Genomic DNA, 23139 nt, shown 5'->3' with positions numbered 1-23139 from the left:
CCTACCCCCTGTCCCTTTTAGCCAGCGTGATAAATACATCCTCTAATGAAGGCGTGATTGGGTTTACTTCACTGTTGGTATAAACCCTAAGGTCTGCCATCTTATTTTCGTGCTCCAACAGCACATGTAACAGCGAACCGTGCAGGGAACACTCCTTGACATAGGGCAAATTTTCTAATTTTGCTAGCCATTGCATGGGTTCCGCTACCTCTACCTCCACCAGTACCCCGGACAACACCTGATTTCTTAACTGATCCGGTGTGTCATTGGCGATTAACCTACCCTCAGAAATAAAAGCAATATTACTGCAGCGCTCCGCCTCATCCATAAAATGGGTAGTAACCATTACTGTGGTACCTTCGTTGGCTAGGCGCTGAATGATCGTAAAAAACATTTTACGGCTAGTGGGGCTGATACCACTGGTGGGTTCATCCAAAAACAAGATAGATGGCTTGGCCACGATAGAGCACCCCAAAGCCAGCCGCTGCTTCCAACCCACACTGAGGTGAGCCACCAAATCCTTCTCCCTGCCGCTAAGGGAAGCCAGCTCAATCATTTCCCCGATGCGGTGCCTGCGCTCCCGATAAGGTATACTATAGACCCCGGCATAAAAATCTAAGTTTTCGTAAACCGTCAGGTCATCATACAAACTAAATTTTTGGGACATATAACCAATATGGGGTTTAATCTTTTCCGCCTCGCTAGCCAAATCGTAACCTAACACCTGCCCAGAACCGGCGGAAGGTTCCAAGATACCGCAGAGCATGCGGATGGTGGTAGATTTACCGGAACCATTAGGTCCAAGAAAACCATAGATTTCCCCGGGAGCAATGCTTAAATTCAACCGATCCACCGCCGTGAAATTACCAAATCGGCGGGTTAGTTCACGGGTTGTGACGACATACTCCACTCTACCACCTCTTTTTCAGCCAGCGCTACAAATACATCTTCCATCGTAGGTTTTGTTTCTTTCAGGCGGTACAATGGAATATCCCTGCCTTGGAGAAACTCCACTACCGCCGCCTCGGCAATCTTTGCTTCCTGCACTACCAGTCGATATTTATCGCCATAAAAATTGCTCTCCAAAATCTCCGGCAGTCCTTGGAAAATTTCCGGTTGTCTCGAAGCACATTTGATTTCTAGGATTCTATAGGGATAGCGACTTTTCATATTTTTGGGTGAATCCACTACCACTAACCTGCCGTTATTCATAAAACCTACCCTTTTACACAACTCCGCTTCATCCATGTAAGGGGTTGAAACGAGAATTGTCATGCCCTCTTGGTTTAACTGATAGAGAATTTTCCAGAATTCCTTGCGTGATTCCGGGTCGACACCAAAGGTAGGCTCATCCAATACCAACAGCCGGGGTCTGGCCAACAAGGCACAGGTAAGTGCCAACTTTTGCTTCATGCCGCCGGAAAGATTATCCGCAAACCGCTGTTTAAACCGAAAGAGGTTGGTTATTTGCAATATCTCATCGGCTCTCTGGTTAATGATAGTGCCGTTTAAGCCATACATCGCTCCAAAAAAGTTTATATTCTCCATTACTGTCAAATCCCCATAGAGACTGAATTTCTGGGGCATATAGCCAAAGGAGGCGCTGCTCTCACCACTCGCGGCATTATCAACCATTGTAATACTGCCGCTATCCGGCGTAATCAGACCGCAAAGCATCCTAATAAGAGTGGTTTTACCGGCACCGTCCGGTCCCACTAGGCCAAAAATATCTCCCTGCTGCACCTGTAGGGATACCCCTGCCACCGCAGTGATAGAGCTAAATTTTTTGGTAAGGGTCTCTGTGAAAATCATTGCCTCACCTCTATTCAAAGATCACATCCGCTGGCATACCCGGTTTTAGTGTACCGTTTTGCTGGTTTATCCTGATTTTTACCCCGTATACAATATTTGTGCGTTCCTTTTTGGTTTGAATGGTTTTCGGGGTAAACTCCCCCTGGGAGGCTATTTCTTCGATAACCCCTTGGTACTGCTGCTCACTGCCACTGACAGTGCAGCCTACCGATTGGTTTAATTTTATCCGGGGCAAATCGTCTGTTGGTACATATACGCGAATCCACATATCTTGTAAATCCGCTACCGTAGCTAAGGACGTACCCGCCTGAACAAATTCTCCGGGTTCCCGGTTGGTGGACAGTACGGTGCCATTGATAGGAGAAATGATTTTAGTATCTTCCAATAATGCCTCGGAAGCCTTGAGCACCGCTTTATTACGTTCCACTTCGGTTTGGGCCGCTCGAATGGTCTCAGGACGGCTCCCCTCTGTGAGCAGACTCAATTTTGCCCGGACAGACTCTAATTGGTTTTGTTTTACTTGCAAATCAGTGGTCAATTTCTCATAGGAATCCGTGGTAATGGCCCCTTCCTGGAGAAGTTGTTCACCCCTTTGAAAGTCGGTTTGGGCCTTCTCAACATTGGCCAGTGCAATGTTGACCATGGCTGTGGCCTCTTTAATCTCCTGAGCCCTTGCCCCTGAGGTGAGGTCCTTTAGCTGGGCTTCTGCCTTTAATACCCCTAGGGCATCCCGTTCCTTCTGAGCCACTAAATCATTCCTAAGGAGTTGTCCAACCAGTTGGCCCTTTGACACTTGTTGGCCGGCTTTGATATTTAACTGTGTTAAGGTGCCCTGAAGTTTGGCATTGAGTTCTACGGTGGTGGCTTCGATGGTGCCGCTGGCGGTTAACTGTTGATCTGCTGTTGGAAAAAACCGATGATAGCTGTAGACTGCCAACGCCACCACCAAGACCAGACCGACAACGATAAGCCTTTTCTTCATCCCCGTCCCCCCTTGGTGTTTGTACAATGTTGAAAATAGCTTCGTTTGCCCTTTTGCATGTCGGAAAATTTTATGCTTTTCGATATGCCAAGTAAACTAATTATACTATTTTAGTTTACTTGGTTTTAATCCTATCACCATCAAGCATCATTGACAAGATCTTAATGATAGCTTGACTAAGTTTTCAGAAAAAACACTAGGCAAAATGGCTGCCATTCTTCATAATAAAGAGAAGAGAATCGGAAAGTGGGGTGTTCTTCATGGGATTAATTTATACCGGGGCCAAATGCCGCGACTGTTATCGCTGCGTTCGTATTTGTCAGTTAAAAGCCATTCGCATGACTGCCACGGGGGAGAAACGCAAATTTCACGCCGAGGTCATCGATGAGCTGTGTGTGCACTGCGGCCAGTGTATTTTAGCCTGTCCCCAAAAGGCTAAACGACCGGTTTCAGATCTTAGGCAGGTACAACAATTACTAGCCGAAGGTACCCCGGTTACGGCTGTGGTTGCGGCCTCCTTTGTCAGCGCTTTACCCCTAAAGAACCCTGATATTTTACCCTCACTCTTAAAAGAATTGAACTTTGCCGAAGTGCAGGAAACCTCCACCGGTGCCAGCCTGGTTACCAAAAAGTATTTAGAACTGGGTTTTGAAAAACCTATGCTCATCAGCTACTGTCCGGTGATCGTAAATCTTATCGAACGACATTATCCAGCTCTAATTCCCATGTTGGCACCCGTAGTATCTCCCATGATTGCCCAGGGCCGTTTAATTAAAAAATCGAATCCCGAAGCAAAAGTCGTCTACATCGGCCCCTGTGCCGCCAAGCGGGACGAAGCCCATCTATTGGGATTACAGGACAGTGTAGATTATTTCCTTGGCTTCAATGAACTTTGGCAGTGGGCCAAAGACAAAGAAATTGATCCCGAAAGTCTCTCCCCTAGCCAATTTGATCAATTTTCCCCCAGGCAAGAACGGATTTATCCTGTGGAGGGGGGCATGATTTGGACGGTGGCAGAGGAACTTGGAGCGGCCGGGGAAGGCTTTATCACCCTGTCCGGCCTGGACAATTGCCTTGATTTTATTAAATATTTACATGATGGTGAGATTAGCAACCCGCCCAAACTGATGGAACTCTGGGCCTGCAAAGGTGGCTGTGTCAACGGTCCGTTGTCCCTTTGTCTGGAGGAAAGTGTGTTTATGCGCCAGCGAAAACTGCTGGACTATTTCCATTCACTCTCCTTAGCCAGCCAACCCAAACCACCTGTTTCGTTACCGGAGATTTCACTCAGTCGGAGTTTTGACAATAGAAAAGTTGAAATGCCGTTACCCAGTGAAAGTGAGATTAAAGCTATTTTGGCTCGTACCGGCAAAGTTACGCCCGGACAGGAGTTTAACTGCGGCAACTGCGGTTACAATTCCTGCCGAGACAAAGCTATCGCCGTGTATCAGGGAAAAGCGGAAGTGGAAATGTGTATCCCCTATATGAGAAAGCGCGCCGAGTCCATGTCTAATCGGGTTATCTCAGCTATGCCCAATGCCATCATCGTGGTGGGCAAAAATTTAGATATTTTAGAGATCAACCCAGCGGCAGAACAACTTTTCCAATGTGCCGCTTCGGAAACGGTAGGCCAGAGACTGCTGGCATTAATGCCTGCGGGTAATTTTATGAAGGTGATCCAAAGCGGTGAAATGCTTCATACCACCGGCAGTCACCCGGATCTCGGCATTATCACCCGGGAGATCATCTTCCCGGTCAAGGGTACCGATGCAGTGGTGGGTATATTCCTCGATATCACCAGTGAAATAAAGCAGCAGGCACAACACGAACTCTTAAAGAGCCAAACCATTCAACAGGCCCAGGAAGTCATTGAAAAACAAATGATGGTGGCCCAAGAAATTGCCGGCCTGTTGGGGGAAGCCACCGCCGAAACGAAAATTCAGCTTGGTAAATTGATTAAATTAATGCGGCAAGAAGCCCTTTAGGAGAGGAGTGCCGCCCGATGAGAATAAGTTTAGATATTGGCGTACATCAGCTAAAAAAACACGGTGAAGAATTATGCGGTGACAGCGTGGAAATTGTCCGCACCGGTCAGGCCGACCTGGTGGTGGTCTCTGACGGCTTGGGCAGTGGTGTAAAGGCTAACATCCTTTCCCGCCTCACCGCCAAAACCGCCGCCACCATGCTGCGTATGGGTGGTCATATTGAAGAAGTGATTGATACCGTGGCCAAAACCCTTCCTATTGATCGGGAAATTAATGCCGCCTACAGTACCTTTTCCATCTTGCAAATCCAGAACAACGGTAAGCTGTACCTGGTGGAATACGATAACCCGCCGGTTTTTATTGGCAATCGTAATAGTTTATTTGCACCTCGCCGGGAGGAGCGTCTGATTGCTGGAAAAAGGATTTGTGAATATGAATTTGAGGTGGACGACCAGGACTGGTTGGTACTCACCTCGGATGGTGTTCTAAATCCCGGTACCAACGGACATATGAATGCCAGTTGGGGCTGGGAGCGTATGGCCAGCTTTATTGAAGAGTCTTATGAGGAAGAAAAAAGTGCTACTGATTGGGCGGAGGAAATTGCCGGCTTGTGTTACAATCTCTATGGTGAAAAACCAGGTGATGATGTTACGGTAGTCGCCGTGAAGGTGCAACAACCCCAGCATGTAACCATGCTCATCGGTCCGCCACAAAATAAAGAAGATGACAGACTGGTGGTTAGAAAACTCATGGAATCGCCAGGAGCCAAAGTGGTGTGCGGCGGCACCACCGGGGAAATCGTGGGCCGCATTCTCGGCCGCAAAGTGTTTATCGACCTCTCTTCAGTAGCCGAAGGAGTGCCGCCGGTGGGCATGCTGCCAGGTATCGATCTAGTAACTGAGGGGGCTGTGACCCTGGTACAAACTTTGGAGCACCTCAAGACCAACAACCGCTCGAAGGAACTAAAGCAGGCTCGGGACGGTGCCAGCCGCTTGACCACCCTCTTACGCAATGCTAACAGCATCCACATCATGGTCGGCACCGCCAAGAATGATGCCCTAACTCCCATCCACTCCGACGCTCCTGTTATTTACTCCTACAAGCAACACATCATCAGGGATCTCATCAATACGCTGCGGGAGATGGGCAAGGATATTAAAGAAGAGTATTTTTAAGCGAAATAAGCAACGGTTTTGTGCTTATATACTATCTTATTTTGATGACTCATTCCCCATGTAGTGACAATGTATTTACATCATCTCTGATCTGGGTATAATAGATGTAAAGGAGTTGATCGGTATGAGGGCCAAAACCGCCACCTTCCAGATGCGGATTAATCCTGAGATCAAGCAGCAGGCCGAGACTGTTTTCGCAAGATGTGGCCTGACGCTGACAGACGCCGTTAATATATTTATCCAACAATCATTGAATGCAGAGGGGCTTCCCTTCCTGGTCTCAAAAGAGAACGCAGAATACCTTAAAGCAAAAGCGATGACACAACTTGTTAATGAGGTTGAGAAAGGCTGGAAGTCTGTCAAAACCGATACAGATTGGATCTCAGAGGATGACCTATACAATCGTCTGGGAGTTGATAGATGAAAATAAGATATACTCCTAAGGCGCTGAAGGATTTGCAGGAGATGAGTGACTACATCTCAAATGTCCTTTACAATCCGCAAGCAGCGGCAAGCATCAAAAAAAGCATCCTTGATACTTGCGGCCATCTGAAGGTGCAGCCTTTTTTAGGAGTTTCCGTTCAGGAAAAGACGGGCTACGAGACTGACCTACGCTTTCTAGTCTGCGAAAAGCATCTAGCTTTTTACCGTGTAGAGAACGACTATATCTCAATAGCCCGTATAATTAATGGAAAGCAAGATTACCTTCGCATACTTTTTGAGGATGTCAGGGAATAGCCAACCAGCTAATAAAACAGTAACAAGCGTCTAGGCAAGCACATCCATACTGCGCTCCCTAGACGCTTGTTTTTATTTTTGTTACCTTGTCTGTTTTACTCTAAATGCTTTACAATATCCCGTGCTATATGCACACCGCAAGCACCGGCTTGGGCCAAGCCCCGGGTGATACCGGCACCGTCACCACCGGCATAAAGGCCGTTAATTTCCGTCTCAAACTTTTCATTTAGTTTGGGGCGGGAGGAGTAAAACTTAGCCTCCACACCATAAAGCAAGGTATGTTCCGAGGCAATTCCCGGCGTTACACTATCCAAGGCCTGAATCATTTCAATAATACTTTTCATGGTGTTATACGGTAAGACCAAACTCAAGTTACCGGCCACAGCTTCTTTTAGGGTGGGTTCTAAAAAGCCCTCTTGGATGCGTTTCTCGGTGGAGCGGCGCCCCTTAATGATATCGCCGAATCGCTGAATTAAGACACTGCCGTTGGACAAGTCATTGGCCAGACGGGAAATAGATTTCGCATATTCAATGGGCTTGTTAAAGGGATAAGAGAACTTATGGGATACCAATAAAGCAAAGTTGGTATTCTGGCTGCCTAATGCTTTATCCTGATAAGCATGTCCGTTAGCCAGCATGACTCCGCTATGGTTTTCAATGACCACATGTCCGGAAGGATTGCTGCAAAAGGTCCGCACAGTGGTTCCCGTGGAAGAACGGTAGATGAATTTTCCCTCGTACAAGTGTTCGTTAATTTCTTCCATAATGGTATCCAGGGTTTCTACGCGCACGCCAACATCCACCTGGTTGTTGGTCATCTCCAAATCGTGTTTTTTAAACAGTCCATCCAACCATTCGGAACCATCCCGGCCAGGAACCAGAACCACCTTTTTAGCAAAAAATTCCTCTTCCTTTTTGGTGGTAATGCCGTTAATATAATAGTTATTATCTTTTTGTTCGAGAAGAATATCTTCTACCTCGGCCTCAAATAACATGTCAATCCGTGTTTTGAGGAACTCAAAAATATCCTTCAATATTTTCAGGTTTTGCTCGGTACCCAGGTGTCTTACTTCTGCCCGGAGCAATTTTAGACCAGCTCCCAAACCACGCTTTTCAATGTTCTTCACCGCGGGTGTGGTAGGGTCGGAAATAATCTGGGTAGCACCATGTTTTAGGTTAATTTGATCAACATATTGAATAAGGCCCAGTACTTCCGAGGGAGGCAAGTAATCCGTCATCCAGCCGCCAAATTCAGTAGTAATGTTGAATTTGCCATCGGAATAAGCCCCAGCACCACCAAAACCGTTGGTTACGGAACAGGCCGGCATACAACCGGCAGTTTCTTTCTTTACGGTAGGCGGTGGGCATTTGGTCAATCTCTTTTGCAATATCGGGCAATGCCGTTTATAAATATCGCGACCTTTATCAATTAGCAAAACTTTAAGGTTGGGCGCCTGTAAAACCAATTCATAACAGGTAAAGATACCGGCCGGACCGGCACCAACCACAATTACATCGTAATTTTTCACGGGTATCACTCCCTAATTCAAACATAATCTTTTAAGCAAACATATTCATTTTGTACCATTTCACTTAAAAGATCAATAGCTAATTGCTACCATTTATGATAATGAGAAGATTTTGGAGCATAGAAAAAGGTTCTGGCCCGATTAGGGCGAGAACCTTTCATGGTTATTATACGTAAGTATTTACTTTTTCCTACTGTAGATAGTTTCACTCATAGGCAGGCTGGTTCTGAGCTTGCCATCCTTTCTATAATAGGCACCGGCCACTGCCGGGGCGGTAGGGATCGTGGCAATTTCGCCGATACCCTTGGCACCATAGGCCAAAGGCACTTGGTTCTTCTCCACAATAATACATTCAATCTCCGGCATATTGGTGGCACGGAACAGACCCAGAGTACCAAACTTAGCTGTGGGCATACCCTCTTTTAAGGGAAAATCTTCGGTTAGGGCATATCCTAAACTCATGGCTACCCCACCCTCAATTTGCCCTTCTACACCGGTGGGGTTAATGGCCCGTCCCACATCATGAGCCGCCACCACTTTCACTACTTTACCCTCTTCATTTAAGATTGCCACATGAGTAGCATAGCCGTAGGCAATATGGCTTACCGGGTGAGGTTTATTGGCGCCGATAGGGTCGGTTTGGGCCGAAAATTCACCATAATACTCCTTCCCTTCCAATTCCTCCAAACTGTGCGTTGCCAAATCCTTTTTGAGATCCAAAGCTGCTATCCGGGCTGCTTCACCGGTAAAGAGGGTTTGCCGGGAAGCTGTAGTGGTACCGCCGTTCGGGGTGGTGTAGGTATCTGGATTACCCGTCTCCAATTGCTTGTAATTTAGCCCGGTGGTCTCCGCCACAATTTGGGTTAATACCGTGGACAGGCCTTGTCCGATACAGGCAGCACCGGTTAAAATCATGACCTTGCCATTTTCGATCAGTAATCTCATGCGCCCCACATCGGATAATCCCACGCCAATACCGCTGTTCTTCATAGCACAGGCAATACCCGCAAGGGGACTACTTGCAAAGGTATCTTTAACTGCCAGCAAAGTTTCCTTAAGGGCTGTACCTTCATCGGCAATTTGCCCGTTGGGAAGTACCCCACCTGGTTCAATAGCGTTACGGTAACGGATTTCCCAGGGGGAAATCCCTACCTTCTCGGCCAGCAAGTTGAGAGTGGATTCCATGGCAAAACAGGATTGGGGTACGCCAAAACCGCGGAAAGCCCCGGCAGGTGGATTATTGGTATAGACAGCAATACCAGTAAGATCTACATTGGCAATCTGGTAAGGCCCTGCCGCATGGGTACAAGCACGCTCGGTCACCGGTCCACCCAAGGAAGCATAGGCCCCGGTATCTGTAATAATTATCGCTTTCACTGCGGTAATTTTACCATTTTCGTCACAGGCTACGGTGTACTCCATATCCGCGGCATGTCGTTTGGGATGTACCCGGATGCTTTCCTGGCGATCCCAAGTCACTTTTACTGGCTTTTTGGTATGCCACGCCAATAAAGCTGCATGGTGCTGCACCGACAAATCTTCCTTACCACCAAAACCGCCCCCCACCATCTTGCTAATAACCCTTACCTGCCGTTCTGAAACCCCCAAAATCTGGATAATACCCCGGTGGTCGTCATAGACATTTTGGCTGCCCACATAGATGGTTAGGGTCCCGTCTGGGTTGGGTGTTGCCAGGGCACTTTCAGGCTCCAGGAAGGCATGTTCCGTAGAGGGTGTGGTGTATTTTTGTGTTACCACATACCTGGCTTTGTTAATGGCTTCCTCCACATTCCCTCTCTTTACCTTAGTTGTCCGTAGAATGTTACGATCTACCGCTTGATGAATCTTGGGAGCACCCTCAGCCATGGCTTCTTGAGGACTTAACAGGGGTTTTCTTTCTTCATATTCCACTTCAATTAAGGCCAGTGCTTCCTTGGCAATCTTGCGTGAGGTAGCTGCCACCAAAGCCAGGGCATCTCCCACATAGCGGGTTTCCTCCCCTTCTGCTATCATAGCTGGCCAGTCATGCACAACATGCCCCTCAAAGCGCTCTCCTGGGACATCTTTGGCCAACAATACAGCAACCACACCAGGATATGCCTGAGCCTTGGCAATGTCAACGCGTTTTACCAACGCACGGGCATATTTACTCCTTAATGCTGCACCATGTAACATACCTGCCATTTGCATATCATCAACATATTCTGCCGTACCTAGGGTTTTACCCTTGGCATCCACCCGGGGCATCCGATCTCCTACGCGATAATTGGCTTTGATTTCAGGATCATAACCCTCTCTGAGGGCCTTGGCAGCCATCGCAATGGCCTTTTCAATCTTGACATAGCCCGTGCAACGGCAGATATTGCCATGTAAAGCCTTTTTAATCTCGGTAGGGGATGGATCAGGATTTTTATCGATCAGCCCCTTGGCACTGATCACCATGCCTGGAATACAAAAGCCACATTGTACGGCTCCTGCCTTCATAAAAGCCCAACTGTAAATATCCTTTTCTTTTTCCGATAATCCCTCCACGGTGATAACACTTTTGCCCGCTACCTTCTCTAGGTTTAAAATACACGCCCGCATCGCTTTACCATCCACCAACACCATACAGGCTCCACAGGCTCCTTCACCACAACCGTTTTTTACAGAGGTTAAGTGGGCTTCTTCTCGCAGGTACTCTAACAAGTTTATATTTTTCTCTACGGTTACCCTATGGCCATTAAGAGTTAGTGAATACATCTAGCTCAGCCTCACTTTATAAGGAATTTTTTTGTTATAATAAGTATGTTCCAATCAGGCTTTTAAAAGTAGTCAAAAGCCAAATACAATTATTTACCACCATTTTGCTATTCTTTTCACATCCATACGGTAAAGTGAACAAGTCAACCGAAACTTTTTAAATGACGGGCAATATAATGTCAGGTTATGGTTTTATTGATTCTGCAAAGGTTTTACAACAGCTGATATATTTCGGGATTATTCAACAGGCAATGGATAGGTTCACCCAATATGGCAGAAAATATCTATGATTCATAAATTGGTGATACTCTGTTTAAAAAGAATTTCCAAGTGAAAAAATCTTCTTTGATACTACTTTCACTCTCGAGAATTAGTATGTTAAAATGACATTATGTTAATGAAAGGAGTTTTCTAGAAATGTATAAAGCATTAACCATTGCCGGTTCAGACAGCAGCGGCGGAGCCGGGATTCAGGCAGATTTGAAAACCTTCCAGGAACTCGGTGTTTATGGTATGACCGCTATTACTACCATTGTTTCAATGGATCCAAATACTTGGAATCACAACGTTTTTCCTCAGTCAACAGACATTTTAAAATCTCAATTAAACACCATTCTTTCTATCGGTGTAAACGCAATGAAAACCGGTATGCTAGGTTCTACCGATATTATTGAGCTAGCTGCCCGGACCATTGATGAGTATAAATTGGAAAATGTTGTAGTAGACCCAGTGATGATCTGCAAAGGCGACGATACGGTATTAGACCCGGATAATGCCAAGAGTTTACGGGAAGTTTTGGTTCCCCGGGCCACTATTGTAACACCCAATTTATTTGAAGCAGCCCAACTTAGCCAACAGGCTCCTATTAAAACTCTAGAAGAAATGAAAGAAGCCGCTAAAAAAATTCACGCCCTGGGTGTTCAATATGTTTTAGTTAAGGGTGGCGCCCGTCTGGAACATGAAAAGGCCATCGACCTGCTCTATGATGGGCAATCTTTTGAATTACTAGAGGGTGAACGAATTACTACCACCTATACCCACGGTGCCGGTTGCACCTATTCCGCAGCCATTACCGCTGAACTGGCTAAGGGCAAGGCGGTTAAAGAAGCTGTGCTGGTGGCTAAGGAATTTATTACAGCCGCCATTCGCCATGCTTTCCCCATTAATCAGTTTGCTGGGCCTACCAATCACGGTGCTTACAGGAACTATAAGCAGTAGTTTACTATTTTTGCATTGGTATATGCTAAATAGCCCTTGGCCAGTTAAGGCCAAGGGCTATTTGATAAAAAGAAAGCTAACGGGGTGAATACAAAATGACTTCCATCAATCTCACAATCTTCTCCGACTATGCCTGACCCTTTTGCTATATCGGCAAAGGTATTGTCGAAAAACTTTCCCAGGAATACCCATTAAGGATTACCTGGTTTGGCTATGAATTACGACCTGAAAGACCGCTGGCAGGTGAAGATTTAGCCAAATTATTTCCGGATTTCGATCCGGTGGCTGCGAATGAACGGTTTAACAAAGTTGGCGCGGACTATGGACTCACCTTCCAGCCGGTTAGCTTTCTTCCCAATACCAATTTAGCCCTAGTGGCAACAGAATACGCTAAAGATCAGGGACTATTTGAAGAATTTCACGCTGCGGTGTTTAAGGCCTATTTTAGTAAAGGGTTAAACATTGGCTCCCAGCAAGTGATGCTCGATATTGCAGCCTCACTGGGTTTGGACACTGCCAAAGTCGCCGCTGCTCTGATTGATCCCCACTACCAAAAGCGACTGGAAGAGAATCGGCAGGCCGGTCTCAAGTGGCAAGTAACGGGTTTACCCACCCTTATTGTACAAGATCAACAAAGAATTGTCGGTGCACAACCCTATGCTGCTTTCCAAAGGGTATTGGATCCGTATCTAAAGTAAATGACTTTTTGTAGGCAAAAACTTCATAGACGCTAGAAAAAAAAGTGACCCGGGGAAACTTTACATCCCCAGGTCACTTTATTATTACACTACAGCGATTGCTTCTATTTCTACCAAGACATCCTTGGGTAGTCTGGCTACTTCCACGCAAGCTCTGGCGGGAGCTTCACTGTTGAAGTATTCCGCATAAACTGCGTTGATTTTTTGAAAATCATTCATGTCTTTAATAAATACCGAAGTTTTTACCACACGGTCCAAGCCCAAACCCTGGCTGTTCAAAATGGCGGTTAGGTTTTCCAATACCTGTTTCGTTTGTGCCTCTACGCCACCTGCCACAACTTCACCAGTGGCCGGGTTAACGGGTATTTGACCGGAGACAAAGATGAAGCCGCCTGCTTTTACAGCTTGGGAGTAGGGTCCAATGGCTGCGGGAGCTTTCTCGGTGTGAATAATGGTTTTCATGATAACATCCTCCTTTTTCAATAGCACGGGCGATACCAGCTTCTGGACAGTAAAGGCTTCCAGCCTCGTCAGTTAACTGGCCGTTTATTCTGGCACCACCCCCGGCATGGCCGCAAGGCCGTACTAGACGTGGTGCAACCCTCTGGTTGCTCACAGAGAGGTGAGTCTACATCTTCCTGGGATACCTGCCGGCCCTGGAAGACATTCTCCCTCGGCAATGTAGTGTATTTTTTAGTAATTACCTATTTTGCCTTAGCCATGCTTCCTCTACATTACCCGTTGAGCCCAGTAACCCGTTGATATTTTACTTGCCACGGTTATTAGATTACCATTTATAGTCATTGCATACAAGCTTAAACTTTTCTTGTTGGAAATGGTTTGCGGAAAAGGTACTGCCCTTGGGGTTCCTTTGAACAAAGCTTACCCTGTGCTACAACCTGCTGCCCCCGCAAGAATACTTGCTCTACTTTGCCTGTCTGGGGCAAACCTTCATAGGGGTTATAATCTACCCGCTGGGTTTGCTGACTAACGGTGATGGTACTGCTTTGGCGGGGGTCCCACACCACAATGTCGGCATCGCTGCCCACCGCCAGGGTTCCCTTACGGGGGAACAGACCAAATAATTTGGCTGCATTGGTGGATGTAAAAGCCACCCACTGTTGTAAATTTATCTTGCCTGTTAAAACACCGTAGGTATATAACAAGCCCAGCCGGTTCTCCACACCGGGTATGCCGTTGGGAATTTTGCTAAAATCCTCCCGTCCCAATTCCTTCTGTCCCTCATAATTAAAGGAGCAGTGATCTGTACCAATCGTATCCAAAGCACCGGTCCGTAAACCATTCCAAAGCACAGCTTGATCATAGGTACTGCGCAGGGGGGGTGACAAGACATACTTGGCTGCACTAAAGTCTTCTGTATCGTAGCAAGATTCATCTAAGATTAGGTATTGGGGACAGGTCTCTGCATAGACCTCCAGCCCCCTGGCTCTGGCCGCTATCACCTCCTGCAGGGCCCCGGCACAGCTTAGATGAACAATATACACCGGTGCATCGGCTAATTCAGCCAGGGTAATCACCCTGGCTGTGGCTTCTCTTTCTACTGCCGCAGGTCGGGTTAGGGCATGGAAGCGTGGAGAACGTTTTCCTTGGCTGCGAGCTTCCTGAATAAGAACATCAATTACATCACCGTTTTCACAGTGAAAACCAATGAGTGCCCCCACTTCCCGGCTACGCTTTAGTGCTTGGAGAATGATCCCATCATCCACTTGCAGGTTGTGTTTATACGCCATATAAAGTTTAAAGGAGGATATGCCGTCCTCTACCACCAGCCTTTGCATTTCCCGGCAGACTTCCTGGTTCCAATCGGTGATGGCCAGATGGAAACCGAAATCGGCAAAGCATTTGCCAGCAGCCTTGGACTGCCAGTTAGCCAAGGCCTGGGCCAAAGTTTCCCCTTTGCTCTGGGTGGCAAAATCCAGGATGGTCGTGGTGCCCCCCGTTAAAGCCGCAGCAGTACCACTGGCAAAGTCATCGGCGGTGGTAGTTACGCCTTCTAACTCAAAGTGGGTATGGGGGTCGAGGCCGCCGGGCAACAAGTAACACCCCTCCACGGTAATCACATTATCCTCTGCTTGGCTGACATCTCTCCCAATGGCCACAATTTTTTCTCCTGCCAGACGAACATCTGCCTGGTAGCAATCCACCGCGGTAACAATGGTTCCTCCTGTTAGTACGATTCCCATAACATTTCCCCCGTGGTTTCAGTTTAGCTTACAGGGACAGTGCACTTTTGGGGCAACGGGTTACGCAAAGACCACAGCCAAAGCATTTAAGCGGGTCGATTTTTAGTTGCTCGTCCCTAGAGATGGCACTATACATACAGCTAACTTCGCAAATGCCACACTTGGTGCAGTTATCATGATTGACCTCCGGAGCTATGGATTCAGCCCGATAAGCTCGCTCAGCCATTTTTTTGAGAGTGAGACCTTTAATTTGGGCAATGTCGGTATAACCGTGGCTATCTAAGAAATCATTGAGTTCCTTGGCAATTTTCCCGTAGACATTGGGTCCTTTGAGAATTCCTTCGGTGCAAACCTGTACAGCCGAAGCTCCCGCCATAAACATCTCTGCCACATCGCGACCGCTGGTGACGCCACCCACACCAAAGATGGGAATATTGACGACCTGAGCTACATCATAAATGCAACGTACAGCCAGGGGGCGAATAGCGGCACCGGAGAGCCAACCGTAACCGGTTTTGCTACCCATGAGGGGCAATCCGGTATCCACATCAATCCCCATGCAAGGACCAAAGGAATTGATCATCACCAAACCATCTGCGCCAGCTGCTTCTGCAGCTTTGGCTATTTCCTTAATATCGGTGTGAGGACTCATTTTCAAAAATACCGGCACATCCACTGCCTCTTTGGCAGCTTTTAAAGCATTTATCATGGGAGCTACATCGGTGCCCACATAGTGAGTAGACAGTTCCAAGGCATCAGCGTAGGGTTTTACCAGCCTAGCCAATTCACTAATTTGTTCTGCCGTGTAGCCTAATCCAATAATTACCGGCACACCGGTTTCTTTGACCATTTTGTATTCTTTCTCCAGCCATTGCTCCTTGGGTAGTTCGGACCACAGTTCGGTGTTCAGGAAACCACCCTTCACCTGGGCCATGCAAGGACGGGGAATCTCGGCGGGTTTTACTGAGATCGTTTTGGTAACAATGCCTCCTGCACCACCCCTAGCTGCAGCTTGACACATGGCTCCATCCTTGGAACCGGGGCCAGCGGCGGGCATTACAGGGTTAGGAAATTCCAGTCCGCAGATATTTACGCTAATTTTAGCCATCAGTTATTTCTCCTTTATTGCAATTTGTTACGTGTTAATGATGGAGGCTACGTGACTTTTAGTGGGTTTGGTAAGCAGCAGTTTCAGCTTCCTCTGCTTCATCCGATTTTTTTCCGCTTTCATTAAAGAAATAATTCAGTGTAATGGCAACTAAGCTACCGGCGGTAATACCGCTGTGCAATATGAGCTGTGCCCACTGGGGCATATGATGATAGAAAGTGGGAACAGCCAGAGGAATTAGGCCTAGACCCAGGCTCACGGCCACAATCATGGAGTTATTGGTGCCATCAAATTTTACTTTACTTAATGTCCGGATACCACTGGCCGCCACCATACCAAACAGGGCAATCCCTGCACCCCCCAACACCGGTTGAGGAATGGCAGCCACCACAGCGGCAGCTTTCGGGAACAGTCCCAGTACAGCCAGAATAATACCTGCAGCCACCACCACAAAACGGCTTTTAATACCGGTAAGGGCTAACAGCCCAACGTTTTGGGCAAAGGCTGAATGGGGGAAGGTGTTCATCACACCACCCAGCATGGTGGAAAAGCAGTCCGCCCGTAAACCTCTGGTTAAGCCTTCCCTGTCCACTTTCTGGCCAACAATTTCACCCACGGCTACCATATCGCCAGTGGTCTCTGTCATAATAACGAGCATGGCCAGGGTCATCGCCAAAATGGACGTTATATCAAAGATGGGCATGCCAAAATGGAAGGGGATGATAATTTGCACCCAAGAAGCGGTACCTACCTGGGAAAAATTTGTCATTCCTAAAGGTATGGCAATAATTGTGCCAAAAATTAAACCTAAAAGTACTGCAATACTTTGGTAAAAACCAGTAAAGAATCGAAACATCATAATAACAAACAACAGCACCACAAGGGCCAAGCCAATATATTTCAAACTACCGAAATCGGGTGCTGTTACTACACCACCGCCAGCCCAACGCACAGCCACCGGCATAAGAGAGACTCCTATGAGGGTAATAATGGTACCTGTTACCACAGGTGGGAAAAAGCGAATGAGTCTACTAAAATAGGGACTAATCAGAAATCCGATGAGACCAGCAGCAATGGTGGCACCAAAGATACCCCGCAAGCCATGTTGAGCACCCACCATCACCATTGGTGTCACAGCAGCAAAGGACACACCTTGCATAATGGGGCTTTTAATCCCCAACTTCCAGACACCCAGCGACTGGATAATGGTTGCAATTCCACCCACCAACAAATCGGCATTAATTAAATAAATTAATTCTTCCTTTGATAATCCCAGAGAATTGGCAATGATGATTGGCACCGCCACTGCTCCAGCATACATAGCCATGACATGCTGCAAACCAAAAACAAATAGTTTTTCCTTTGGTAACATTTCATCAACGGGTGCTACAACATGATCTGCCATTTGTTACCACTCGCTTTCGTTAGATAAATTGTGATGTGCTTTCTAGAATCTCTCCCATACTTTATGAGCTAATTCCCTTGCTTTAGCATAAATTTGCTCTTCGTCTATGCCCTGTAACCGGCGGTTGTGCATAACCACCCGTCCATTAATGATGGTGGTGTCCACCGCCCGACCCGACATACCAAATAAAATGTGGCCATTGAGGTTATCGGTGGTCATGGGTGTGGGAGGGGTGTAATCTACGACAATGACATCGGCATAGGCACCAGGCTTCAGACAACCCAATGGTTTGTCGAAGTATTCTTGGCAAATCACCGGATTGTTCTTAAATAGCATGGTGGGAACCTCCACCCAGGCTGCACTGGGGTCCTGTTGGGTATGTTTGTGCAGGATATTGGCCACTTTAAAGGATTCAAACATATCACTGGTGTAACCATCGGTACCCAAACCAACGAACACACCCCGTTGCATCATTTCCATCACCGGAGCAACGCCCACGGCGTTCCCCATATTGGACTCCGGGTTGTGTACCACTCGGCTGCTGCTTTGTTTTAATAAAGTCATTTCTTCTTCATTGATGTGAACACAGTGGGCTGTGATGGTTTTGGGTCCTAGAATGCCAAAACTGGCAAGACGTTCTACCACTCGCTGACCATATTTCTCCTGGGCATCTATAACATCAGCCAAGCCTTCGGCGGTGTGCACATGATAGCCAACACCAGAACCGGCATTTGCCTCACAGCATTTGGCCAGGGTAGCATTACTGAGGGTTAGGGAGGCATGCAGCCCAAACATTCCCTTGACCATCTCATCATCGGCATCCTTGTTATGCCGGATGAAGTCCATATTTTCTTGGATACCCTGTTCCACAACCTCGTCACCATCCCGATCGGATACCTCATAACACAGGCAACTGCGGACACCCATTTCTTTGGTAGCTTTAGCAATGGTAAACAGGCTTTCCTTTACTGCCCCAGGGCTAGCATGGTGATCAAAGATGGTGGTGGTACCATTTTTAATGCAATCAACCAAGGGCAGCATAGCACTGTAATAGACATCTTCCAGGGTAAGGACTTTGTCCAACCGCCACCACAGACGTTCCAGTATTTGGAGGAAGTTACCGGGGGGAGCATCCTTCAGGGCCATCCCCCTGGCAAAAGTACTGTATAGATGCATGTGGGTATTGATCATACCCGGCATAATAACTTTACCTGCAACATCTATATATTCTGCCTCGGGGTATTTTTTTCTCAGCTCCTCCATCGTTCCCACTTCAGCAATTACATTGTTCTGTATGACCACGCAGCCCTCCGGCAAGTAAGGCTTAGCGGCATCCCTTGTGATCACCTTTCCATTACCAACCAGCAGCATCTCGCCACTCCTTTATTTCACACGTTTTCTCAGCACTTTACCGGCTAACAAGGTGTGATACACACCCTGTTGGATAACGGCTTGACCATTAATAAACACATGTTCAATCCCTTCGGGATATTGAATAGGGTCCACAAAGGTGCCCTTATCAATGATGGTATCCGGGTTAAACACCACAATATCGGCATAATATCCGGTTTTTAGTGCACCTCGCTCTGCAAAGCCAAAAACTTCCGCTGGTCGCGAGGTCATTTTGAAGATAGCCTCTTCCAGGGTTAAGGCCTTTAATTCCCGCACATAACGTCCAAGCACCCGAGGGAAGGAACCATACACCCGAGGATGAGGCTTACCCGCCAGCAATCCGTCGGTACAAACATTTTGCTCCGGGCGGGTCAGAAAAGTAATGACGTGTTCTTCTTTACCATAGAAATCCACCATACCCACAGCATTTTCTTCTTCATACAGTAAATCAAAGGTGGCTTGATAGGGATCTTTGCCGCGAAGCTGACCAATTTCGACTAGGCTCTTACCAACCAGCTCCTGGTTTTTTGCTGTTTTGACGCTGGTGACAAAAATTTGATCTAAGCCAGCAAATGCCACAAAATTATCCCAACCAGGAATACCATGCTCCATGTCGTAAATCATCTTTTCCCTTTGCTCAGGATCTTGTAAACGTTTGAGCAGCCTATCGGTACCTCCGTCGTGGGCCCAGGGAGGTAAGATAACGCCCAACATGGTACTGCCTGCCACATAGGGGTACTGATCATAGGAGATCCGGATGCCCTCTGCTGTTGCTTGATCTAAAAGTTCCAACATCGGTTCAATGAAACGCCAGTTTTTACGACCACAAACCTTAAAGTGGGAGAAGTGTATCTTGACCCCGGAACGGCGGCCAACTTCAATGACTTCGGCCATGGACGGCAGAATGGTATCCGCTTCACTGCGCTGGTGTACCACAAACACGCCGTCAAATTCCGCCACCACTTTGCATAATTCAATAATTTCAGGGGTTTCTGAATAAGCACAGGGCATGTAGATAAGCCCGGTGGACAAGCCAAAGGCTCCGGCCTCCATTTCCCGCCGGGTAACATCGCACATTTTTTTGATTTCTGCAGCTGTGGGTTGATGGTTACCTAACCCCAATACCTCCATCCGAATATTGCCATGGGGCACCAGATAGCTCTGATTGAGTCCCACTCCTTGCCGTTCCATCAGCTTTAAATAACCGTCTGTTGTCTTATAATGCCAGTCGATGTCGTCACTGTCGCCATCCAAACCCGCTAAATTCTTGCGCCAGGGGCTGATATATTGTTCTGGCAGCGGTGCCATGGAGATACCATCCTGTCCCAGTACCTCGGTGGTTACCCCTTGACGGATTTTCGGCTCGATATAGGGGTCCACCAACACCTTAAGATCCGAGTGGCTGTGCGTATCAATGAACCCCGGCGCCACTACCAAACCGCTTACATCAAGCACTTCATCATTGTCCTGCTCTGGAATATCCCCAATGGCAACAATTCGTTCTCCCTCAATGGCCACACTGCCGTGGAATCTTTTTTCACCGGTTCCGTCGATAAGTAAGCCGTTTTTTAGGATAGTTCTCATTAGGTTCTCCTTACCTTTTTTTAAGTACTGACTTGATAATGGCATAGTACCCTGCGGCACCTTTACAGAGTTGATCTACTTCGATATATTCATCAATGGTGTGGGCCAGATTTTCCCTGGAGGGACCAAAACCAATGGTTTTAATGCCCTTTTCCCCGGCATAGTGACTGCCGTTAGTGCAGAAGGAATAATGGGTCACTTCCGGGTTTAAACCCACTTCTCTTAAACCTTTGAGGGCTGCTTGCACCAATTCATCCTGTTCGTCGTAAAGCCAACCAGGGAAAAAGCGCTCTCCTTCGATAATCTCACCGGTGTAGCATCTTTCTGTACCCACAGCAAAGGAAGCACGAGCTTTAAATTCGGGATCTTGCTTTTCCATTTCGGCAATGAGTGCCTTAATGGGGGCCAGTACCGATTCAGGAGTTTCACCCACTAGCAATCTTCTGTCGTAGGTTGCCCGGCAGTGATCGGGAACCACCGAGGCTCCAGGATAGGGAGAGGACTTAATATCGGTCAATACTAAGATTCCTTTGCCCAATACCTCTTGTTCCGGGGTGTCCAGCCCCTGGATACGGTCAATTAACTTGGACATTTTTAACACTGCATTAATACCCTTTTCGGGGTTGGCAGAGTGGGCAGGCTTACCAAAGGTTTCTACCACAATTTCCGCCCGGCCCCTTTGGCCACGCTTGAGGTTAAGCTCCGAGGCTTCACCGATAACCACATAATCTGGTTGTACTGCTTCACTGATTTTTCTAGCGGCAATACCTTCGAAGATTTCTTCGTGCACCACCCCGGCCACATAAATGTCTCCGGCAAAGTCCCGCTGGCTATCTTCAGCAAAATAGGCTGCCGCAGCAATCATGGCACTAACTGCCCCTTTCATATCCGAGGCACCACGACCATAGATTTTACCATCAACCAGTTCCCCGCCAAAGGGCGCGTGCAGCCACTTAGAATCATCTGGTACCGGAACAGTGTCTATATGGCCGTCGAACAAAATGGTTTTGCCGGGTTTGTTTCCCTTAATGTGGCCAATGACGTTGCCGTAGCTGTCCACAAAGTAGTCATCAAAGCCCATTTTTTGAAAAGCTTCGGAGATGCTCTTGACGACTTTGCCTTCTTCGCCGGAGTAGCTTTGTTGGCGTAGCAATTCCTGGCATAATTCGATTAGCTCTTTTTTTCTTTGTTCTGTAAGCATTTTTCTACCACCTCTGGATTGGAGTTTTGCTGGCTTGATAATAACTGGCTAACACCATAGCCTGCGACAGCTTACGTCTTGTACAATCTTGTGAAATCAATTTTAATGGGTTGCTCTATTTATAACTAGGATTCTTACCATCCCATACAATGCTACGGTAATGATCCGGGTCGGTATCTCCTTCGGTGCTAAACAAGAGAATCTGAGAATCTTTCGTCAAACCCAATTGGGCTTTCGCTTCTTCCATATCTTTGCATTTCATTAGTTCAAACAACAACCCAGAGGTTACAGCACCGGACTCGCCGGAGATTACCCGCAAATCCTCTCCGAGAGGGTTACCCAATACACGCATGCCCTTGGCTGCCAGCCAGTCGGGGCAGGAGAAAAACATATCGCTGTAGTCTCTCAAGACACGCCAACCAATGGTATTGGGCTCCCCGCAAGCCAGGCCGGCCATAATCGTCTCCATGTCACCGCCTACCACTCTGGGTTTGCCGTCGTTAGCCAGGGCCGACTTATAGAGGCAATCTGCCTTGTCTGCTTCCACAATGATAGTTTTGGGACGCCCCTCCCCAAAGACCGCTGCAAAATAGCCCTGTACGGCACCCGCCAGGGAACCTACACCGGCCTGGACAAAGATATGGGTGGGTTTTTCTACCTGAAATTGCCGCAATTGATCCAATGCCTCGGCGGCCATTGTTCCATAGCCCTGCATAATCCAAGTGGGAATTTCCTCGTAGCCCTCCCAGGCTGTGTCTTGAACGATCACCCAACCGTACTTTTGGGCATTCTCAGCTGTCATCCGTACCGCATCATCGTAATTCATCTCAACGATGGCGGCCTCAGCACCTTCGGCACGAATATTTTCCAGGCGAGTCTGGGAAGAACCCTTCGGCATATACACCACAGACTTTTGCTTCAGGCGATTAGCGGTCCAGGCCACGCCACGACCGTGATTGCCATCGGTGGTGGTGGCGAAGGTAATTTCACCTAAGTTGCGGCGGGTTTCATCGGAAGTCAATGTATGGTAATCCAACGAACCGATATCTTTACCCAGCTTTTGGGCCAGATATTTACCCATGGCAAAGGAACCACCCAGCACTTTGAAGGCGTTTAAGCCAAAGCGATAGGATTCATCCTTGACGTAAATACCGGCTACACCCAGGAATTTAGCCAAGTTATGCAGGCTACGTAGTGGGGTAATACTGTACTCAGGGAAACTCTGATGAAACAGCTTGGCCTTTTGTATTTCTTTTTCACTTAAAAAATCAGTAGATACTTGCTGTTTTCCCATCATCCTATTAGCTTCCCATTGAATCTTATCCATAGCGCACCTCTCCTTTGACATTATGAATATTTATATTCG

19 protein-coding genes are annotated in these 23139 nt (G+C 47.4%); 6 read left to right on the top strand and 13 right to left on the bottom strand.

Translation table 11 applies throughout. The features are described 5' to 3' along the window. Position 1: 1 nt before the first annotated feature. The 3 genes from BUA78_RS01955 to BUA78_RS01945 are packed head-to-tail and all read right to left on the bottom strand — an operon-like array spanning position 2 to position 2794. Positions 2-910, bottom strand: coding sequence for an ABC transporter ATP-binding protein (locus BUA78_RS01955; RefSeq protein WP_072910606.1), 909 nt, complete (start codon positions 908-910; stop codon positions 2-4). Then, on the bottom strand, positions 880-1812 hold the full coding sequence (locus BUA78_RS01950) for an ABC transporter ATP-binding protein (RefSeq protein ID WP_072910605.1): 933 nt from the start codon (positions 1810-1812) through the stop codon (positions 880-882). Before BUA78_RS01950 ends, BUA78_RS01955 begins: the two co-directional genes overlap by 31 nt. A 10-nt stretch (positions 1813-1822) precedes the next feature. Continuing rightward, complete coding sequence (locus BUA78_RS01945; protein ID WP_072910604.1) at positions 1823-2794, bottom strand: HlyD family secretion protein; 972 nt, start codon at positions 2792-2794, stop codon at positions 1823-1825. Positions 2795-3054: 260 nt separating this feature from the next. Here BUA78_RS01945 and BUA78_RS01940 point away from each other — a divergent pair, with 260 nt between their 5' ends. From BUA78_RS01940 to BUA78_RS01925, 4 genes are all read left to right on the top strand, one after another. Then, positions 3055-4779, top strand: coding sequence for a [Fe-Fe] hydrogenase large subunit C-terminal domain-containing protein (locus tag BUA78_RS01940; protein ID WP_072910603.1), 1725 nt, complete (start codon positions 3055-3057; stop codon positions 4777-4779). A gap of 17 nt (positions 4780-4796) precedes the next feature. Beyond that, positions 4797-5954: a SpoIIE family protein phosphatase gene (locus tag BUA78_RS01935; protein WP_072910602.1), complete on the top strand. Its 1158-nt coding sequence runs from the start codon at positions 4797-4799 to the stop codon at positions 5952-5954. 124 nt (positions 5955-6078) lie between these two features. After that, on the top strand, positions 6079-6378 hold the full coding sequence (locus BUA78_RS01930) for a type II toxin-antitoxin system RelB/DinJ family antitoxin (protein ID WP_072910601.1): 300 nt from the start codon (positions 6079-6081) through the stop codon (positions 6376-6378). After that, on the top strand, positions 6375-6692 hold the full coding sequence (locus tag BUA78_RS01925; RefSeq protein ID WP_072910600.1) for a type II toxin-antitoxin system RelE/ParE family toxin: 318 nt from the start codon (positions 6375-6377) through the stop codon (positions 6690-6692). The genes BUA78_RS01930 and BUA78_RS01925 overlap by 4 nt, the downstream gene beginning before the upstream one ends. 95 nt (positions 6693-6787) lie before the next feature. Here BUA78_RS01925 and BUA78_RS01920 read toward each other — a convergent pair whose 3' ends face one another. Both BUA78_RS01920 and xdh read right to left on the bottom strand, forming a co-directional pair. Further along, entirely contained in the window at positions 6788-8221 is a 1434-nt protein-coding gene (locus BUA78_RS01920) for an NAD(P)/FAD-dependent oxidoreductase (RefSeq protein ID WP_072910599.1), read from the bottom strand. Positions 8222-8401: 180 nt separating this feature from the next. After that, positions 8402-10963, bottom strand: coding sequence for a selenium-dependent xanthine dehydrogenase (gene xdh / locus BUA78_RS01915; RefSeq protein WP_072910598.1), 2562 nt, complete (start codon positions 10961-10963; stop codon positions 8402-8404). 417 nt (positions 10964-11380) lie between these two features. Here xdh and pdxK point away from each other — a divergent pair, with 417 nt between their 5' ends. Beyond that, positions 11381-12181 (top strand): pyridoxine/pyridoxal/pyridoxamine kinase, encoded by an 801-nt coding sequence (gene pdxK / locus BUA78_RS01910; RefSeq protein WP_072910597.1) that lies wholly within the window; start codon positions 11381-11383, stop codon positions 12179-12181. Between the two features lie 149 nt (positions 12182-12330). After that, positions 12331-12879 carry a DsbA family oxidoreductase gene (locus BUA78_RS01905; protein WP_072910596.1) on the top strand — a complete coding sequence of 183 codons (549 nt, stop codon included), beginning with the start codon at positions 12331-12333 and terminating at the stop codon, positions 12877-12879. Positions 12880-12963: 84 nt separating this feature from the next. Here BUA78_RS01905 and BUA78_RS01900 read toward each other — a convergent pair whose 3' ends face one another. The 8 genes from BUA78_RS01900 to dpaL form a co-directional block, all read right to left on the bottom strand. Then, a complete protein-coding gene (locus BUA78_RS01900) occupies positions 12964-13341 on the bottom strand; it encodes a RidA family protein (protein ID WP_072910595.1) in 378 nt (125 codons plus the stop codon). 353 nt (positions 13342-13694) lie between these two features. After that, positions 13695-15083: a dihydropyrimidinase gene (gene hydA / locus BUA78_RS01895; protein WP_072910594.1), complete on the bottom strand. Its 1389-nt coding sequence runs from the start codon at positions 15081-15083 to the stop codon at positions 13695-13697. A 28-nt stretch (positions 15084-15111) separates the two neighbouring features. Further along, a complete protein-coding gene (locus BUA78_RS01890) occupies positions 15112-16191 on the bottom strand; it encodes a 4Fe-4S binding protein (RefSeq protein ID WP_072910593.1) in 1080 nt (359 codons plus the stop codon). A gap of 58 nt (positions 16192-16249) precedes the next feature. After that, positions 16250-17596 (bottom strand): nucleobase:cation symporter-2 family protein, encoded by a 1347-nt coding sequence (locus tag BUA78_RS01885; RefSeq protein WP_072910592.1) that lies wholly within the window; start codon positions 17594-17596, stop codon positions 16250-16252. Positions 17597-17638: 42 nt separating this feature from the next. Next, positions 17639-18967 carry a putative aminohydrolase SsnA gene (gene ssnA, locus BUA78_RS01880; protein ID WP_072910591.1) on the bottom strand — a complete coding sequence of 443 codons (1329 nt, stop codon included), beginning with the start codon at positions 18965-18967 and terminating at the stop codon, positions 17639-17641. Positions 18968-18979: 12 nt separating this feature from the next. Then, positions 18980-20572, bottom strand: coding sequence for an N-acyl-D-amino-acid deacylase family protein (locus tag BUA78_RS01875; RefSeq protein ID WP_072910590.1), 1593 nt, complete (start codon positions 20570-20572; stop codon positions 18980-18982). 10 nt (positions 20573-20582) lie between these two features. Beyond that, positions 20583-21773: a YgeY family selenium metabolism-linked hydrolase gene (locus BUA78_RS01870; protein WP_072910589.1), complete on the bottom strand. Its 1191-nt coding sequence runs from the start codon at positions 21771-21773 to the stop codon at positions 20583-20585. Positions 21774-21888: 115 nt separating this feature from the next. Further along, a complete protein-coding gene (gene dpaL / locus BUA78_RS01865) occupies positions 21889-23100 on the bottom strand; it encodes a diaminopropionate ammonia-lyase (RefSeq protein WP_139257217.1) in 1212 nt (403 codons plus the stop codon). Between the last annotated feature and the right edge of the window lie 39 nt (positions 23101-23139).

Origin of the sequence: Desulforamulus aeronauticus DSM 10349 (assembly GCF_900142375.1) — a bacterium.
GTDB classification, from domain to species: Bacteria; Bacillota; Desulfotomaculia; order Desulfotomaculales; family Desulfotomaculaceae; genus Desulfotomaculum; species Desulfotomaculum aeronauticum.
Note: the sequence above shows the minus strand (reverse complement) of the source record. Positions and strands in the feature narration are given on the sequence as shown.

What these genes read in the sequence shown, in the direction of transcription:
- hydA (WP_072910594.1), bottom strand. Translation starts at nt 15,083, where the DNA reads ATGGGAATCGTACTAACAGGAGGAACCATTGTTACCGCGGTGGATTGC.
- BUA78_RS01875 (WP_072910590.1), bottom strand. Translation starts at nt 20,572, where the DNA reads ATGAGAACTATCCTAAAAAACGGCTTACTTATCGACGGAACCGGTGAA.
- BUA78_RS01945 (WP_072910604.1), bottom strand. Translation starts at nt 2,794, where the DNA reads ATGAAGAAAAGGCTTATCGTTGTCGGTCTGGTCTTGGTGGTGGCGTTG.
- ssnA (WP_072910591.1), bottom strand. Translation starts at nt 18,967, where the DNA reads ATGCTGCTGGTTGGTAATGGAAAGGTGATCACAAGGGATGCCGCTAAG.
- BUA78_RS01950 (WP_072910605.1), bottom strand. Translation starts at nt 1,812, where the DNA reads ATGATTTTCACAGAGACCCTTACCAAAAAATTTAGCTCTATCACTGCG.
- BUA78_RS01930 (WP_072910601.1), top strand. Translation starts at nt 6,079, where the DNA reads ATGAGGGCCAAAACCGCCACCTTCCAGATGCGGATTAATCCTGAGATC.
- pdxK (WP_072910597.1), top strand. Translation starts at nt 11,381, where the DNA reads ATGTATAAAGCATTAACCATTGCCGGTTCAGACAGCAGCGGCGGAGCC.
- xdh (WP_072910598.1), bottom strand. Translation starts at nt 10,963, where the DNA reads ATGTATTCACTAACTCTTAATGGCCATAGGGTAACCGTAGAGAAAAAT.
- BUA78_RS01885 (WP_072910592.1), bottom strand. Translation starts at nt 17,596, where the DNA reads ATGGCAGATCATGTTGTAGCACCCGTTGATGAAATGTTACCAAAGGAA.
- dpaL (WP_139257217.1), bottom strand. Translation starts at nt 23,100, where the DNA reads ATGGATAAGATTCAATGGGAAGCTAATAGGATGATGGGAAAACAGCAA.
- BUA78_RS01940 (WP_072910603.1), top strand. Translation starts at nt 3,055, where the DNA reads ATGGGATTAATTTATACCGGGGCCAAATGCCGCGACTGTTATCGCTGC.
- BUA78_RS01870 (WP_072910589.1), bottom strand. Translation starts at nt 21,773, where the DNA reads ATGCTTACAGAACAAAGAAAAAAAGAGCTAATCGAATTATGCCAGGAA.
- BUA78_RS01925 (WP_072910600.1), top strand. Translation starts at nt 6,375, where the DNA reads ATGAAAATAAGATATACTCCTAAGGCGCTGAAGGATTTGCAGGAGATG.
- BUA78_RS01935 (WP_072910602.1), top strand. Translation starts at nt 4,797, where the DNA reads ATGAGAATAAGTTTAGATATTGGCGTACATCAGCTAAAAAAACACGGT.
- BUA78_RS01900 (WP_072910595.1), bottom strand. Translation starts at nt 13,341, where the DNA reads ATGAAAACCATTATTCACACCGAGAAAGCTCCCGCAGCCATTGGACCC.
- BUA78_RS01890 (WP_072910593.1), bottom strand. Translation starts at nt 16,191, where the DNA reads ATGGCTAAAATTAGCGTAAATATCTGCGGACTGGAATTTCCTAACCCT.